Genomic DNA, 14,844 nt, shown 5'->3' with positions numbered 1-14,844 from the left:
TCAGCCGGTTCCAGCCATCGCTCTTCGCCGCCGAGCGGGGTACCTGTTCACGGGAGCGTCCGGCGGGGAACGGCTATTCCCGGCCACCCCGGGCCCGGTCGACGTTCCAGTCCGGGCCGTCGGCCTTCGCCCAGGCGGAGACGGTGAAGCGGCGGCGGGTGTCCACCACGGGTCCGGGGGCGGTCACCGCGCCGGAGACCCCGTCGAGCTCCAGTGCCCCGCCGTGTCCGGTGCTCCACGACGCGCCTGGCGACGGGGTGCCGGTCAGCCCCAGCGAGCCGCCGGACGCCGTGCCGTTCATCCGCCGGCGAGCCGCCGGACGCCGTGCCGTTCATCCGCCAGTCGAGACCCGGACCGCCCTGTGTGGAGCCGTACATCGGGGCGTGGTCCGAGGTGCCGGTCGGGGTGCGGACCGGGGGCGTGGCGATGGTGTTGCAGGAGGGCTGGGCCGCGAGGGTGCAGTCGGCCTTCTCCGTCCGGCGGCCGCGCCCGTCAGTAGCCCCGGGCACAGCTCCACCCGGGAAGATGAAATGAAGTTGTGAAGATCAAAGCACCTGAGGACGAGGGTGTCACTCTCCTAGAATCCGGGCCATGGAGCCCGACACCCAGACCTACACCTGCGCCATGATTCCGCCCGCCCCCGTCACCCTGGACCGGCGTGAAGGCCCCTTCGGCGAGGTCGTCCTGCGCGAGCGCGGGAGGCACTTCGAGATCATCGCCAACGGCTGCTTCCTGATGGACACTTCGGACGGACGCTCCGAGCGGCTGCTGATCGACGCCGCCCTGGGCGCGCTGCCCGCCGGGCGGAGCGGCCCCTCCGTACTGATCGGCGGGCTCGGCGTGGGCTTCTCCCTGGTGCGGGCCGCCGAGGAGGAGCGCTGGGGGCGGATCGTGGTCGTGGAGCGGGAGCAGGCGATCGTCGACTGGCACCGGCAGGGCCCGCTGGACCGGATCTCCGGGGCGGCGCTGGCCGATCCGCGTACCCAAGTTCTCCACACGGACCTGGTCGCCCACCTCCGTACCGCCACGGAGCGTTACGACGCGCTCTGCCTGGACATCGACAACGGGCCGGACTGGACCGTCACGGACGACAACGGGAGCCTCTACTCCCCCACCGGTCTGGCCCACTGCCACGACCGGCTGACCCCGGGCGGAGTGCTCGCCGTCTGGTCCGCGCAGCCGTCACCGGCCTTCGAACAGGCGTTGCGGAATGCCGGATTCACCGGGGTAAGAACCGAAGAAGTGGCTGTTGCCCGAGGTGTGCCGGACGTGGTCCATCTCGCATCGAGGGGTGCCTGAACCCCCCTCCCGGTATGCGCGGTCCCGCGGGGAGACGGGTCAACCGGTACAAGGCCGACGATCCACCGCCCCGCCCGGCCCGAGCTCGCACTCTCGGGACAACACCCTGCGTAGCCGGGAGCCCTCCGCTGCCTTTACGCTGCTGACCGGCACATAGGGATCACCCACGAAATCCACGAGCGAAGACCGTGCCTTGCGGGGGTTCGCCTCCCGCGAGAACGGGCAGGGGCGGGGCGATGGAACAGACACACACCACCCACAACGGCGTGGCGGCCACCCCAGGGGCTCAGCGCCGGGTGCTGGTGGTCGAGGACGACGCCACGATCGTCGACGCCATTGCCGCCCGGCTGCGGGCGGAGGGCTTCCTGGTGCAGACCGCACTGGACGGGCCCGCGGCCGTGGACGCGGCCGAGGCATGGCAGCCCGATCTGATGGTGCTGGACATCATGCTTCCCGGCTTCGACGGCCTGGAGGTCTGCCGCCGGGTGCAGGCGCAGCGCCCGGTGCCGGTGCTGATGCTCACCGCGCGCGACGACGAGACCGACATGCTGGTCGGGCTCGGGGTCGGCGCCGACGACTACATGACCAAGCCGTTCTCCATGCGGGAGCTGGCCGCCCGGGTGCACGTCCTGCTGCGCCGGGTGGAGCGGGCCGCGCTGGCCGCCGTCACGCCGCGGAGCGGGATACTGCGCCTCGGCGAGCTGGAGATCGACCACGCGCAGCGCCGGGTCCGGGTGCGCGCCGAGGACGTCCACCTCACGCCGACCGAGTTCGACCTGCTGGTCTGCCTCGCCAACACCCCGCGCGCGGTGCTCTCCCGGGAGCAGCTGCTGGCCGAGGTCTGGGACTGGGCGGACGCCTCGGGCACCCGTACGGTCGACAGCCACATCAAGGCGCTGCGCCGGAAGATCGGCGCCGAGCGGATCCGTACGGTGCACGGCGTGGGCTATGCCCTGGAGACCCCGGCCCCATGACCCGGCCAGGGTCGGGGATGCGGCCCTTCTCCATCAAGGCCAAGCTCGGGACGCTCGTCGTGGTCTCGGTGTTCATCACCACCGGGCTGCTCATCGTCGCCCTGCGGACCCGGACCGAGTTCCAGTTCATCACCGTGTTCTCGGTGATCGCGACACTGCTGATCACCCAGTTCGTGGCGCACGGCCTGACCGCGCCGCTGGACGAGATGAGAGCGGTGGCCCGGTCGATCTCGCACGGCGACTACACGCGCCGGGTGAGCGGCGCCGGGCGGCGGGACGAGCTGGGCGACCTGGCCCAGACGATCAACCGCATGGCGGACGACCTGGAGGCGGAGGACCGGCACCGCAAGGAGCTGGTCGCCAACGTCTCCCACGAGCTGCGGACTCCCATCGCGGCGCTGCGGGCCGTGCTGGAGAACGTGGTGGACGGGGTCTCGGCCGCCGATCCCGAGACGATGCGTACGGCGCTGAAACAGACGGAGCGGCTCGGCCGGCTGGTGGAGACGCTGCTGGACCTGTCGCGTCTGGACAACGGGGTGGTGACGCTCAAAGCGCGCCGCTTCGAGGTGTGGCCGTATCTCTCGGGCGTACTGAAAGAAGCCAATCTCGCCGCCTCGCAGCGCCATCTGTCGTCGGGGTCGGGCAATCACTCCCGTACGGATGTCCATCTGCATCTGGACGTCTCGCCGCCGGAGCTCACCGCGCACGCGGACGCCGAGCGACTGCACCAGGTGGTCGCCAACCTCATCGACAACGCGGTCAAGCACAGCCCGCCGCACGGCCGGGTGACGGTCCTGGCCCGGCGCGGGGCCTTCCCCGAGTCGCTGGAGCTGGAGATCATCGACGAGGGCCCCGGCATCCCTGAGGCGGAGCGGTACCGGGTCTTCGAGCGGTTCAACCGGGGCCAGGCCCCCTCGCCGCACGGTCCGGGCAGCGACGGCGGCACGGGGCTGGGGCTGGCGATCGCCCGCTGGGCGGTGGATCTGCACGGCGGCCGGATCGGCGTGGCCGAATCCGCTCGGGGCTGCCGCATCCAGGTCACGCTTCCGGGGACGGCCGAGCGACGAGGTTGACGGCGCCGTTGACATAGGGTCGAACCGGAAGGGCGCGTTCTCCGTGTCCTCCCTGAAGGGGATCTCAAGGGGATACGGTCGGATGACCGTATCCACGGTCCTGCGTACCCGAAGTGCAGTGGAACCTCGCTTGTTTCCCGCCATTTCCTGCGCCGAAACCCGCGTTGCGATGTGATGTGCACGACGAAGCACCGGCCCGGTCTGCAAGGAACGGTTTGGGGGGCGTAGCCTTGATTTCCGCTGTCCATCACCTTGTGAAGCGGAAGAGGGCGGTTGCCGCCGTGTCGTCTCAGTCCCCCAGTAACTCGAGCATCTCGACCGACCAAGCCAGCCCGGGCACCAACCCGGCCGCTGCTTTCGGCGCCAATGAGTGGCTCGTCGACGAGATCTACCAGCAGTACCTCCAGGATCCCAGTTCGGTCGATCGCGCCTGGTGGGACTTCTTCGCCGACTACAAGCCGGGTACCTCCGGCACGGCGGACAAGCCCGTTCCCGGCGCCGCAGCCTCGGGGGCTGCGGCAACCGAGGCCCCGGCCGCCACCCCTCCGGCGCAAGCCGCGGCCCCGGCCGCTGCCGCACCGGCCCCGGCGAAGCCCGCCGCCGCTGCTCCGGCAGCTCCGGCGCAGGCGAAGCCGGCCGAGGCGAAGCCCGCCGAGGCCAAGGCCGCTCCGGCCCCGGCTCCGGCGAAGCCCGCGGCGGCGAAGCCCGCTGCCGCGCCCGCCAGGGCGGACGGGGCCACCGAGGCCCCGGCCGGCCCCGAGTACGTGACGCTGCGCGGCCCCTCGGCCGCCGTCGCGAAGAACATGAACGCCTCGCTGGAGCTGCCGACGGCCACGTCCGTCCGCGCGGTCCCGGTGAAGCTGCTCTTCGACAACCGCATCGTCATCAACAACCACCTCAAGCGCGCCCGCGGCGGGAAGATCTCCTTCACGCACCTCATCGGGTACGCGATGGTGCAGGCCCTCAAGGCCATGCCGTCGATGAACTACTCCTTCGCGGTGAAGGACGGCAAGCCGACCCTGGTGAAGCCGGAGCACGTCAACCTCGGCCTCGCCATCGACCTGGTGAAGCCGAACGGCGACCGCCAGCTGGTCGTCGCGGCCATCAAGAAGGCCGAGACGCTCAACTTCTTCGAGTTCTGGCAGGCGTACGAGGACATCGTCCGGCGCGCCCGCATCGGCAAGCTCGGCATGGACGACTTCTCCGGCGTCACCGCCTCGCTGACCAACCCCGGCGGGATCGGCACCGTCCACTCGGTGCCCCGCCTGATGCCCGGGCAGGGCCTCATCATGGGCGTCGGCGCGATGGACTACCCGGCCGAGTTCCAGGGCACCTCGCAGGACACCCTCAACAAGCTCGGTATCTCGAAGGTCATGACGCTCACGTCGACCTACGACCACCGGGTCATCCAGGGCGCGGCCTCCGGCGAGTTCCTGCGGGTCCTCAGCCAGCTGCTGCTCGGCCAGAACGATTTCTACGACGAGATCTTCAAGGCCCTGCGCATCCCGTACGAGCCGGTCCGCTGGCTCACGGACATCGACGCGTCGCACGACAACGACGTGACGAAGGCCGCGCGGGTCTTCGAGCTGATCCACTCCTACCGGGTCCGCGGCCACGTCATGGCCGACACCGACCCGCTGGAGTACCGCCAGCGCAAGCACCCCGACCTTGACATCACCGAGCACGGCCTCACCCTGTGGGACCTTGAGCGGGACTTCGCGGTCGGCGGGTTCGCCGGCAAGTCGATGATGAAGCTCCGCGACATCCTCGGTGTGCTCCGTGAGTCGTACTGCCGCACCACCGGCATCGAGTTCATGCACATCCAGGACCCGAAGCAGCGCAAGTGGCTCCAGGACCGGGTGGAGCGGCCCCGCGCCCAGCAGCCCGAGCGCGAGGAGCAGCTGCGCATCCTGCGCCGGCTGAACGCCGCGGAGGCGTTCGAGACCTTCCTGCAGACGAAGTACGTCGGTCAGAAGCGGTTCTCGCTGGAGGGCGGCGAGTCCGTCATCCCGCTGCTCGACGCGGTCATCGACTCCGCCGCCGAGGCCCGCCTCGACGAGGTCGTCATCGGGATGGCCCACCGCGGCCGCCTGAACGTGCTGGCGAACATCGTCGGCAAGTCGTACGCGCAGATCTTCCGGGAGTTCGAGGGCAACCTCGACCCGCGCTCGATGCACGGCTCCGGCGACGTCAAGTACCACCTGGGCGCCGAGGGCACCTTCACCGGTCTGGACGGCGAGCAGATCAAGGTCTCGCTGGCCGCCAACCCCTCGCACCTGGAGGCGGTCGACCCGGTCCTGGAGGGCATCGCCCGCGCCAAGCAGGACATCATCAACAAGGGCGGCACGGACTTCACGGTCCTGCCCGTCGCGCTCCACGGCGACGCGGCCTTCGCGGGCCAGGGCGTCGTCGCCGAGACGCTCAACATGTCGCAGCTGCGCGGCTACCGCACCGGCGGCACCGTGCACGTGGTGATCAACAACCAGGTCGGCTTCACCGCCGCCCCGGAGTCCTCGCGCTCCTCGATGTACGCCACCGACGTGGCGCGCATGATCGAGGCGCCGATCATCCACGTCAACGGTGACGACCCGGAGGCCGTGGTCCGGGTCGCGCGGCTCGCCTTCGAGTTCCGGCAGGCGTTCAACAAGGACGTCGTGATCGACCTCATCTGCTACCGCCGCCGCGGTCACAACGAGGGCGACAACCCGGAGTTCACCAACCCGCAGATGTACACCCTGATCGACAAGAAGCGCTCGGTGCGCAAGCTCTACACCGAGTCCCTCATCGGTCGCGGCGACATCACCCTGGAAGAGGCGGAGCAGGCGCTCCAGGACTTCCAGGGTCAGCTGGAGAAGGTCTTCGCCGAGGTCCGCGAGGCCACCTCGCAGCCGGCCGCCCCGCACATCCCGGAGCCGCAGGCCGCGTTCCCGGTCGCCGTGGAGACCGCGGTCTCCGCCGAGGTCGTGAAGCGGATCGCCGAGTCCCAGGTCAACATCCCCGAGTCGATCACCGTCCACCCCCGTCTGATGCCGCAGATGCAGCGTCGTGCGGCCTCGGTGGAGAACGGCACGATCGACTGGGGCATGGGCGAGACCCTGGCCATCGGTTCGCTGCTGATGGAGGGCACCCCGGTCCGGCTCGCCGGCCAGGACACCCGCCGCGGCACGTTCGGCCAGCGCCACGCGGTGCTGGTGGACCAGGTCACCGGCGAGGACTACACCCCGCTGCTGTACCTCACCGAGGAGCAGGCCCGCTACAACGTCTACGACTCGCTGCTCAGCGAGTACGCGGCGATGGGCTTCGAGTACGGCTACTCGCTGGCCCGTCCGGAGTCGCTGGTCATCTGGGAGGCCCAGTTCGGTGACTTCGTCAACGGCGCCCAGACCGTCGTGGACGAGTTCATCTCCTCGGCCGAGCAGAAGTGGGGCCAGACCTCCGGCGTCACGCTGCTCCTGCCGCACGGCTACGAGGGCCAGGGCCCGGACCACTCGTCCGCGCGTCCCGAGCGCTTCCTCCAGATGTGCGCGCAGGACAACATGACGGTCGCGATGCCGACCCTGCCCTCGAACTACTTCCACCTGCTGCGCTGGCAGGTGCACAACCCGCACCACAAGCCGCTCATCGTCTTCACCCCGAAGTCGATGCTGCGTCTGAAGGCCGCGGCGTCGAAGATCGAGGAGTTCACCACCGGCGGTTTCCGTCCGGTGATCGGCGACGCGTCGGTCAAGGCGGAGGAGGTCCGCAAGGTCGTCTTCTGCGCGGGCAAGCTCTACTACGACCTGGACGCCGAGCGGGAGAAGCGCGGCGACACGGAGACCGCGATCATTCGGCTGGAGCGCCTGTACCCGCTGCCGGGTGCGGAGATCCAGGCCGAGATCGCCAAGTACCCGAACGCCGAGAAGTACCTCTGGGCCCAGGAGGAGCCGGCCAACCAGGGTGCGTGGCCGTTCATCGCGCTCAACCTGATCGACCACCTGGACCTGGCCGTCGGCGCGGACGTGCCGCACGGCGAGCGCCTGCGCCGCATCTCGCGGCCGCACGGCTCGTCCCCGGCGGTCGGCTCGGCCAAGCGTCACCAGGCGGAGCAGGCACAGCTGGTCGAAGAGGTCTTCGAGGCCTGAGGACCGCACGGCTGTACATCCCGGGGACCCGGTTCCGCGCTCGTCGCGGGGCCGGGTCTCCGGCGTTCGGGCCACCTCGGGGCATCGCTATTCTTTTCGCATGTACTTCACGGACCGTGGCATCGAGGAACTGGAGAAGCGGCGCGGCGAGGAGGAGGTCACCTTCGAGTGGCTCGCCGAGCAGCTGCGTACGTTCGTCGATCTCAACCCCGACTTCGAGGTGCCGGTCGAGCGCCTCGCGACCTGGCTGGCCCGGCTGGACGACGAGGACGACGAGGACGCGTAAGCCCCTGGCCGACTAAGACCTCTCGGCAGCTTCCCGGGCCCGGTGGTAGGCGAGCCCCAGCGCGCCCTGGGCGAGGAGTACCGCTCCGGCGGCCGCCCACCCCCCGCTGCGGCGGTGGACGCCCCAGAGCAGGAGCGGGAGCCCGGCCGCGAGCTGGGCGGTGGCGATGGCCCGGGCCCGGGGGCCGCGCACCCAGGGGCCGAGGCTGCCGGCCTCGACGGCGTCGAGTTCGACCCGTACGGCATCACGCCACCCCGCCCACTCGATGCGCTCCGCCCCGCGCTGCGCCCCGGCGACGCTGCGCAGCCGGTCCGCGCTCTCACCCGGGCCGAGCCCCGGCGGCAGCGTGAGTCCCGTACGGGTCAGGACCGCGAGCAGTCCGCGCAGCCGGGCCTCGGCGTCCGACTCCGGGTCGGGCCGGGTCAGCTCCTCCAGGGCCTGGAGATCCAGTACGGGATCGAGGCCGAGGCGGGCCGCGAAGGTGCGCATCGCCTCGTCCTCGCCCACCGGGGTGCCGTCCGCCAGCCAGATGTAGCCGACGGTGCGGCGGAATCCGGCGGCGAGGGTGTAGCCGGCCCGGTCCCCGTCCCACCACAGGGCGAGCACCGGCCAGGTGGAGCCGACGGCCAGGGCGGTGGCCCAGCCGCCGAGGACCCGGTCGACCGGCTCGGGGTCGCCGCCACCCGGCCCGGTACCCCGCCAGGGCTTCCCCTCCGGCACGAGGACGCTCCACTCCCCGCCCGCCCGCGTCAACAGCATCTGCTCCCGCAGCAGGTGGGCGAGCGGCCGTACGGTCTCGGGGTCGGCGCGGCACAGCAGGAGCGCCCCCGTGGATGTCGCGTTCATGTGCCACACGCTAGGGCAATTTGCCCAACTCTGATGCTCTTTGCCTGCCTCAGCCGCTCACGGATGACGCTTGACTTCCCCCATCCGCGATATATCGTGTTCTCTACGAGACGCGATATGTTGCGTCGGAACCCTTTCCGGGAGGTCCTGTCCATGGCTGTGTCGAAGCGGACCGTCGCCGAACCGCAGAAGCTCACCTTCGACGACGCGGTGACCGCGCTCCACGTACGCATCGTGGGCGGCACGGTCAACGTCGTCGGGACCGACGAGCCGGGCGCCCGGCTGGAGGTCTCCTCCATCGAGGGGCCGCCGCTCCAGGTCACCCACGAGGACGGCCGCCTGACCGTGGCGTACGAGGACCTCCCCTGGCAGGACTTCCTGCGCTGGCTCGACCCCAAGGGGCGCCGCCGCAGCGCGGTGGTCTCGCTCGTGGTGCCCGCCGCCGCCTCGGTGGAGGTCGGCGTGGTCGGCGCCGGGGCCGTGGTCTCCGGGATCGGCGGCCGCACCGACGTACGCGGCGTCACCGGGGACATCACCCTCGTCGGGCTGACCGGCGCGGTCCGCGGGGAGTCCGTCTCGGGCAGCCTGGAGGCCCAGCACGTCACCGGGGACCTGCGCTACCACTCCGTGGCCGGGGACCTGACGGTGGTCGACGGGGCGGGGGCCTCGGTCCGGGCCGAGTCGGTCAGCGGGGACATGGTGCTGGACCTCGACCCGTCCGGGAAGCCCACCGACATCCGGCTGACCACGGTCTCCGGCGAGATCGCGATCCGGCTGCCGCACCCGGCGGACGCCAGGGTCGAGGCGAACACCGCGAGCGGGAGCGTCTCCAACGCCTTCGAGGACCTGCGGGTCGGCGGGCAGTGGGGCGCGAAGAAGATCACCGGCACACTCGGCGCCGGAACGGGGACCCTGAAGGCGACGACCGTCTCCGGTTCGATCGCCCTCCTGCGCAGGCCCCCCGCCGAGGACGACGCGTACGGTGCCGAGCCGACCGGAAAGGTTCTCTGACATGCCCCCCGTATTCGCCCACGGCCGTCTGCGCCTGTATCTGCTCAAGCTCCTGGACGAGGCACCCCGCCATGGCTACGAGGTGATCCGGCTGCTGGAGGAGCGCTTCCAGGGCCTGTACGCCCCGTCCGCGGGCACCGTCTACCCCCGGCTGGCCAAGCTGGAGGCCGAGGGCCTGGTCACCCACGCCACCGAGGGCGGCCGCAAGGTCTACTCGATCACCGACGCCGGGCGCGCCGAGCTGGCGGGCCGCAGCGGTGAACTGGCCGATCTGGAGCTGGAGATCCGCGACTCCCTCTCCGAGCTGGCCGCCGAGATACGCGATGACGTGCGCGGCGCGGCGGGCCGGCTCCGCAACGACATGCGGACCGCCGCCTCCGAGTCCCGGCAGGGCACCGGCGCCGGTAGCACCAAGGACACCGGCAAGGACAGGACGTCCTCCCCCTTCGGGGACTTCTCCGACTTCGGGAACCTGGGCGACTTCGGCGACAGCGAGGCGTGGCGCACGGCCAAGGAGGAGCTGCGCCGGGCCAAGCAGGAGTGGAAGGAGCAGGCACGCCGGGCGAAGGACGAGTCCCGCCGCGCCCGCGAGGAGGCCCAGCAGGCCCGCCGCCAGGCCAAGGAGGCCCAGGACAAGGCGCGCGAGCAGATGCGGGACGCGGCCCGCCAGGTCCAGGAGCACTTCGCGCGGGGCGACTGGCCCTCCGGCGTACGGGAGGGTCTGGCCGAGATCACCGGCCAGCTCGGGGGCTTCGCCCGCGCGGGCGGCTGGTCCTCGTTCGGCAGGCCGGACGGGTTCGACCCGGAGGCCGCAGAGGCCGTCCCCGCGCCCGGGAGCGCCTCCGACTGGGGCCAGGACGTCCCGGTCACGGACGACCCGGCGCGCGACCTGGACCGCCTCCTGGACCGGTTCCGCGACACCGTCCGGGACGCGGCCCGCGACCACGGGGTGACGGGCGACCAGCTGGCCGAGGCCCGCCGCCACCTGGGCGCGGCGGCGGCGCGGATCGAGGCGCTGCTGACGGTGGAGGCCGACGGCGAGAGCGCGGGCGCGGGCGAAGGCAAAGACGCGGGCGAGGGTAGGGACAAGGGCAAGGGCTACAAGAAGGGCTGAGCCCGGGTGGGCTGAGCCCGGGTGGGCTGCGGCCGGGTGGGCTGCGGCCGGGGGCCATAAGAAGGGCCGAGCCCGAGTTGGGCTGCAGCGGGGGCGGGTGCCTGGTGGAACAACCGGCACCCGCCCCTCACCTCTGCTCCCGCTCCTGCCGGCCCTCCCCGCCCTCACCCTGCCTTGGCGTGCCCCTGGCCGTCGGCCTCGGGCCCGTACAGCGCGCGGTGCACGGTCGCGTACGTGGCCCCGTGCTCGGCGAGGACGTCGGCGACGACGCCGGGGGCCGCGGTGAGGGCCAGGAGCAGGTGCTCCTCGCCGATGAAGCGGTCGCCGCGCCCGAGGGCGACCCGCAGCGACCTCTCCAGGATGCTCTTCGCCCCCGGGGTGAAGGGGCGGTGCCCCGACCACCACCGGCGGCCGCTCCGGCCGGCTGCGAGGGCGCCCTCGCCGTGGGCCCCTTCGACCCGGTCCACGATGGCGCCGACGTCGATCCCGATCCCCGCGAGGGCGTCGGTATCGGCCTTCGTGAGCCCGCCCCGGCGGCGGGCCTCGGCGAAGGACGCCTCCAGGGAGGCCCGGCGGCCGTGCAGCCCGAGGGCGGCGACGGCGAAGGAGGCCCGGCTGCCCTCCTGTTCCAGCAGCGCGAGCAGCAGGTGTTCCTCGGTGACCGACCCGGCCCCGACGCGCTCCGCGTGCCCCACGGCACCCTTTACGGTCGCGCGGGCCCCTTGGGTGAACCGTTCGAACATCAGCGCCTCCCGTACTTCTTGTGCACGGCCTGCCGGCTGACACCCAGCTCGGCGGCGATCTCCTGCCACGACCAGCCCTGGACGCGGGCACTGCGTACCTGTACGGCTTCGAGCTGCTCCAGCAGCCGCCGCAGCGCTGCCACCGCCCGCAGCCCGACGCGCGGGTCGCGGTCACCGGCGCGTGCGGCCAGATCCGTTGCTTCGGTCATGACGTCAACCTACATTGACACCACCCCCATGTCAATCAAAGTTGACATCGTCGTCGGCCAGACGGGCGTGTCGTTCGAGGTCGTACCGGACACCGCCGTAGCGCAGCCTCCCCCGCTCGACCCCTTCGAGCGCGAACCCGGACCGTTCGGCGACCCGGCAGGAGGCGGGATTGTCGGTGCGGTGCCCCAGCTCCAGCCGGTAGAGGCCGAGTTCACCGAAGGCCCACCGCGCCAGCGCCCGCACTCCGGCGGTGGCGACACCCCGGCCGCGCGCCGTCCCGGTGGTCCAGTAGGAGATCCAGCCCGTGTCATGGATCCGGTTGACGGCGTCGACCGCCACGCAGCCGAGCGGTTCGCCCTCCTCCCCCACGACGGCCCAGGAGTAGCCCGTACGGGCCCCCCTCTCCCGCGTGCGGTCCCCCATCCAGGCCAGCGCTCCGGCCATGTCGTCGACGGGCCGGTCCGTCTGGCGGTCCATCTCGGGCGGGGCGAAGGCGCGGAGTACGGCCGAGGCGTCCGAGGGGAGCCAACCGCGCAGCAGGAACCCTTCGGGGGTGGTCAGTTCATCCATGGGAACCAGCCTCCCGCACCGTCACCACCACCTCCGCCCCGGGCCACGCCAGAACGGTCACACGGCCCCCGTGCGGCGCCCTGCCGAGGACGCGGGCGGGCCCGGTGACACGGACGCGCCAGCCCCGGGCCGAGGGCGGGAGGGACAGCTCCGTGACGGCGGGGCGGGGAGCCGCACGGTAGGCGAGGCGGTAGGAGCGCCCCTCCGCGTCGTACGTGTCGGAGCGGACCGTGCCCGCGACGGCGGGGGCGTACGGGGTCGCCGTCCGCTCCTTGTTCGTACGGAAGCGGCCGTGCTCGTCGACCGCGCAGTAGCCGCCGCCGTAGCACCAGACGTACCCGGCCCAGCCGGAGCTGTAGCGGTTCAGGGAGGCGACGGCCTCGCGGTAGAAGCGGCCCATGTTGGGGAGGGAGTTGTTCAGGGGTCCCCACTCACCGACGACCACGGGCATCCGGTGCCGGGCCGGGTAGGCGGTGACAGCGGCCTCGTACGCCTCGATCCAGCCGGCCGAGGGGTCGTAGTCCGCGCCCGCCTCCATGGCGGTGTTGTAGAAGTGCGGCGCGTACACCGTGCGGCTGTCCTCGATCCGGCCGAGGCCGGTGGGCACGCCCTCGCCGACGATGGGGGTCGGTTCGACGAAGAGCCAGGTGTCACGGTCCTTCGCCCGGATCGCGCGGGCCAGGCGGTTGTACATCGGGGTGAGGTGCTGGGCCTCGATCCGGCGGGCGGCGGCCGGCAGGTCCTCGCCCTCGCGCAGCTCCCCCATGGGCTCGTTGATCAGGTCGTAGCCGATGACAGCCGGGTGGCCGCGGAAGCGTTCCGCCAGGACCTGCCACATGGCGGCCTGGGCGCGCCGCAGGTCGGGGTCCTCGTAGAGGTGGGTGAAGGCGCGCTGGACGGCCGGCTGGAAATACTCGGAGAACCAGTCGTCGGGGTTGGGGGTGAAGGGCAGCCCGTCGGTCCTGGTGGCCCAGGCGGGGATGCCCCGGTGGCCGAACGCGGGCCCGAAGACGTCCTGGTGGGCGTCGATGAGGACATGGATGCGGTGCTTGTGCGCCCAGCCCAGGATGCGTTCGATCTTCCGGAGGTAGCGCTCGCTGTACTGGCCGCGCCGGGGCTCCAGGTCGTCCCAGAAGACCAGCAGCCGGGCGAAGTTGAAGCCGTTCGCGCGCAGGTCGCGGAAGTGGCGTTCGGTGATGGCGCTCAGCGCGGCCTCGCCCCGGTTCGCCTTGTCCTCGACGTTCCAGCCGCGCAGGGTGAGGGTGCGGCCCCGGTCGTCGGTGAGGGGCGGGATGGAACGTTCGTACGTCGTCGGGGCGGGGGTCTGGGTGGATGCCGGGCGCGCGGAGGCGGCGGGAGCGAGGGCCCCCGCCGCCAGCACGGACGCGATGACAACTGCTATGAGTTCTCTGCCCATTCGCATGGGCGGCATCCCATCAGCAAAGCTGACACTTGTTCAAGTATGGGGCGGCGACGAGTTCCGCGGGACTATTCCGTCGGCCGGAGCACGATCTTCCCGAACTGCTCCCCGTCGGCCAGCCGCTGGAACCCCTCACGGGCCCGGTCCAGCGGCAGCACCTCGTCGATGACCGGGCGCACGCCGGTCGTGGCGCAGAAGGCGAGCAGGTCCTCCAGCTCGTCCTTGGTCCCCATGGTCGAGCCGACGACCTTCAGCTCCAGGAAGAAGATCCGGGTCAGCTCCGCGTGCGAGGGCCGGTCGCCGCTGGTGGCACCCGAGATGACCAGGGTGCCGCCGGGGCGCAGCGATTTCACGGAGTGGGACCAGGTGGCGGCCCCGACCGTCTCGATGACGGCGTCCACCCGCTGCGGGAGCCGTGCCCCGGGCTCGTACGCCTCCAGCGCGCCGAGCCCCACGGCCCGCTTGCGCCGGGTCTCGTCGCGGCTGGTGGCGAAGACCCGGAGCCCGGCGGCCTTCCCGAGCACGATCGCGGCGGTGGCGACCCCGCCGCCCGCGCCCTGGACGAGCACCGAATCGCCCGGCCGCACCCCGGCGTTGGTGAAGAGCATGCGGTACGCGGTGAGCCAGGCGGTCGGCAGGCAGGCGGCCTCCTCGAAGGAGAGCTCCTTCGGCTTGGGCAGCACGTTCCAGGTGGGGACGGCGACCTGCTCGGCGAAGGTGCCCTGGTAGCGCTCGGTGAGGATGGAGCGCGGCTCCTTCGGCCCGACCCCGTGCCCGGACTGCCCGATCACGGAGTGCAGGACGACCTCGTTGCCGTCCTCGTCGAGGCCGGCCGCGTCGCAGCCGAGGATCATCGGAAGCCGGTCCTCCGCGAGGCCCACGCCCCGCAGCGACCAGAGATCGTGGTGGTTGAGGGAGGCGGCCCGGACGGTGATGGTGCTCCATCCGGAACGCGCCTCGGGCACCGGGCGTTCGCCCAGCTCAAGGCCGTTGAGGGGCTCGTCGGGATCGATGCGGGCTGCGTAGGCGGCGAACATGGCTAGACGATAGGCCGGGCGGGCCGACGACGTAACCGCCTACGCGTGTGACGCACACCAACTCACAGCCCCTGCCAGCGGGGCAAAATCAAGCCCCTCCGGCGATTGAGGAGCGGGGGGCTGGGGGCGGAGCCCCCGGG

At 71.7% G+C, this 14,844-nt stretch carries 14 protein-coding genes; 7 read left to right on the top strand and 7 right to left on the bottom strand.

Features of this window, described 5'->3' with window-relative positions; all coding sequences use genetic code 11:
* Positions 1–73: 73 nt before the first annotated feature.
* Entirely contained in the window at positions 74–301 is a 228-nt protein-coding gene (locus IE264_RS13000) for a hypothetical protein (protein WP_032757932.1), read from the bottom strand.
* A gap of 290 nt (positions 302–591) precedes the next feature.
* On the opposite strand from IE264_RS13000, the gene IE264_RS12995 reads away from it, so the two are divergent.
* From IE264_RS12995 to IE264_RS12975, 5 genes are all read left to right on the top strand, one after another.
* Entirely contained in the window at positions 592–1,299 is a 708-nt protein-coding gene (locus tag IE264_RS12995; protein ID WP_032757931.1) for a spermidine synthase family protein, read from the top strand.
* Positions 1,300–1,535: 236 nt separating this feature from the next.
* The gene (locus IE264_RS12990) at positions 1,536–2,273 is read left to right on the top strand and encodes a response regulator transcription factor (RefSeq protein WP_015611314.1); all 738 of its coding nucleotides are present in this window, start codon (positions 1,536–1,538) and stop codon (positions 2,271–2,273) included.
* The gene (locus IE264_RS12985) at positions 2,270–3,346 is read left to right on the top strand and encodes a HAMP domain-containing sensor histidine kinase (protein ID WP_015611313.1); all 1,077 of its coding nucleotides are present in this window, start codon (positions 2,270–2,272) and stop codon (positions 3,344–3,346) included. The genes IE264_RS12990 and IE264_RS12985 overlap by 4 nt, the downstream gene beginning before the upstream one ends.
* A gap of 281 nt (positions 3,347–3,627) precedes the next feature.
* A complete protein-coding gene (locus IE264_RS12980) occupies positions 3,628–7,467 on the top strand; it encodes a multifunctional oxoglutarate decarboxylase/oxoglutarate dehydrogenase thiamine pyrophosphate-binding subunit/dihydrolipoyllysine-residue succinyltransferase subunit (RefSeq protein ID WP_032757930.1) in 3,840 nt (1,279 codons plus the stop codon).
* A gap of 100 nt (positions 7,468–7,567) precedes the next feature.
* Entirely contained in the window at positions 7,568–7,753 is a 186-nt protein-coding gene (locus tag IE264_RS12975) for a DUF6104 family protein (RefSeq protein ID WP_003966321.1), read from the top strand.
* 12 nt (positions 7,754–7,765) lie between these two features.
* Here the strand turns inward: IE264_RS12975 and IE264_RS12970 are convergent, their stop codons facing one another.
* On the bottom strand, positions 7,766–8,599 hold the full coding sequence (locus tag IE264_RS12970; RefSeq protein WP_032758006.1) for a hypothetical protein: 834 nt from the start codon (positions 8,597–8,599) through the stop codon (positions 7,766–7,768).
* A 153-nt stretch (positions 8,600–8,752) separates the two neighbouring features.
* Between IE264_RS12970 and IE264_RS12965 the strand changes: the two genes are divergently transcribed.
* Both IE264_RS12965 and IE264_RS12960 read left to right on the top strand, forming a co-directional pair.
* On the top strand, positions 8,753–9,610 hold the full coding sequence (locus IE264_RS12965) for a DUF4097 family beta strand repeat-containing protein (protein ID WP_158706538.1): 858 nt from the start codon (positions 8,753–8,755) through the stop codon (positions 9,608–9,610).
* Position 9,611: 1 nt separating this feature from the next.
* Positions 9,612–10,724: a PadR family transcriptional regulator gene (locus IE264_RS12960; protein WP_032757928.1), complete on the top strand. Its 1,113-nt coding sequence runs from the start codon at positions 9,612–9,614 to the stop codon at positions 10,722–10,724.
* A 164-nt stretch (positions 10,725–10,888) separates the two neighbouring features.
* Here IE264_RS12960 and IE264_RS12955 read toward each other — a convergent pair whose 3' ends face one another.
* From IE264_RS12955 to IE264_RS12935, 5 genes are all read right to left on the bottom strand, one after another.
* Positions 10,889–11,467 carry a Clp protease N-terminal domain-containing protein gene (locus tag IE264_RS12955; protein ID WP_032757927.1) on the bottom strand — a complete coding sequence of 193 codons (579 nt, stop codon included), beginning with the start codon at positions 11,465–11,467 and terminating at the stop codon, positions 10,889–10,891.
* Complete coding sequence (locus IE264_RS12950; RefSeq protein ID WP_006127526.1) at positions 11,467–11,676, bottom strand: sigma factor-like helix-turn-helix DNA-binding protein; 210 nt, start codon at positions 11,674–11,676, stop codon at positions 11,467–11,469. The genes IE264_RS12955 and IE264_RS12950 overlap by 1 nt, the downstream gene beginning before the upstream one ends.
* Before the next feature lie 31 nt (positions 11,677–11,707).
* Positions 11,708–12,247: a GNAT family N-acetyltransferase gene (locus IE264_RS12945; RefSeq protein ID WP_032757926.1), complete on the bottom strand. Its 540-nt coding sequence runs from the start codon at positions 12,245–12,247 to the stop codon at positions 11,708–11,710.
* Positions 12,240–13,670, bottom strand: a complete 1,431-nt coding sequence (locus tag IE264_RS12940) for a cellulase family glycosylhydrolase (protein ID WP_051821860.1) — start codon at positions 13,668–13,670, stop codon at positions 12,240–12,242. Before IE264_RS12940 ends, IE264_RS12945 begins: the two co-directional genes overlap by 8 nt.
* 65 nt (positions 13,671–13,735) lie before the next feature.
* The gene (locus IE264_RS12935; RefSeq protein ID WP_190167639.1) at positions 13,736–14,704 is read right to left on the bottom strand and encodes a zinc-binding dehydrogenase; all 969 of its coding nucleotides are present in this window, start codon (positions 14,702–14,704) and stop codon (positions 13,736–13,738) included.
* Positions 14,705–14,844: the final 140 nt, after the last annotated feature.

It is taken from the genome of Streptomyces microflavus, from assembly GCF_014650075.1.
Lineage (GTDB): Bacteria > Actinomycetota > Actinomycetes > Streptomycetales > Streptomycetaceae > Streptomyces > Streptomyces microflavus.
The sequence above is the reverse complement of the archived record's forward strand: the minus strand, read 5'-3'. Positions and strand labels throughout refer to the sequence as shown.

Coding starts and splice junctions, on each gene's coding strand:
- IE264_RS13000 (WP_032757932.1), bottom strand. CDS start 301: ATGAACGGCACGGCGTCCGGCGGCTCGCTGGGGCTGACCGGCACCCCG.
- IE264_RS12995 (WP_032757931.1), top strand. CDS start 592: ATGGAGCCCGACACCCAGACCTACACCTGCGCCATGATTCCGCCCGCC.
- IE264_RS12990 (WP_015611314.1), top strand. CDS start 1,536: ATGGAACAGACACACACCACCCACAACGGCGTGGCGGCCACCCCAGGG.
- IE264_RS12985 (WP_015611313.1), top strand. CDS start 2,270: ATGACCCGGCCAGGGTCGGGGATGCGGCCCTTCTCCATCAAGGCCAAG.
- IE264_RS12975 (WP_003966321.1), top strand. CDS start 7,568: ATGTACTTCACGGACCGTGGCATCGAGGAACTGGAGAAGCGGCGCGGC.
- IE264_RS12970 (WP_032758006.1), bottom strand. CDS start 8,599: ATGAACGCGACATCCACGGGGGCGCTCCTGCTGTGCCGCGCCGACCCC.
- IE264_RS12965 (WP_158706538.1), top strand. CDS start 8,753: ATGGCTGTGTCGAAGCGGACCGTCGCCGAACCGCAGAAGCTCACCTTC.
- IE264_RS12960 (WP_032757928.1), top strand. CDS start 9,612: ATGCCCCCCGTATTCGCCCACGGCCGTCTGCGCCTGTATCTGCTCAAG.
- IE264_RS12955 (WP_032757927.1), bottom strand. CDS start 11,467: ATGTTCGAACGGTTCACCCAAGGGGCCCGCGCGACCGTAAAGGGTGCC.
- IE264_RS12950 (WP_006127526.1), bottom strand. CDS start 11,676: ATGACCGAAGCAACGGATCTGGCCGCACGCGCCGGTGACCGCGACCCG.
- IE264_RS12945 (WP_032757926.1), bottom strand. CDS start 12,247: ATGGATGAACTGACCACCCCCGAAGGGTTCCTGCTGCGCGGTTGGCTC.
- IE264_RS12940 (WP_051821860.1), bottom strand. CDS start 13,670: ATGCGAATGGGCAGAGAACTCATAGCAGTTGTCATCGCGTCCGTGCTG.
- IE264_RS12935 (WP_190167639.1), bottom strand. CDS start 14,704: ATGTTCGCCGCCTACGCAGCCCGCATCGATCCCGACGAGCCCCTCAAC.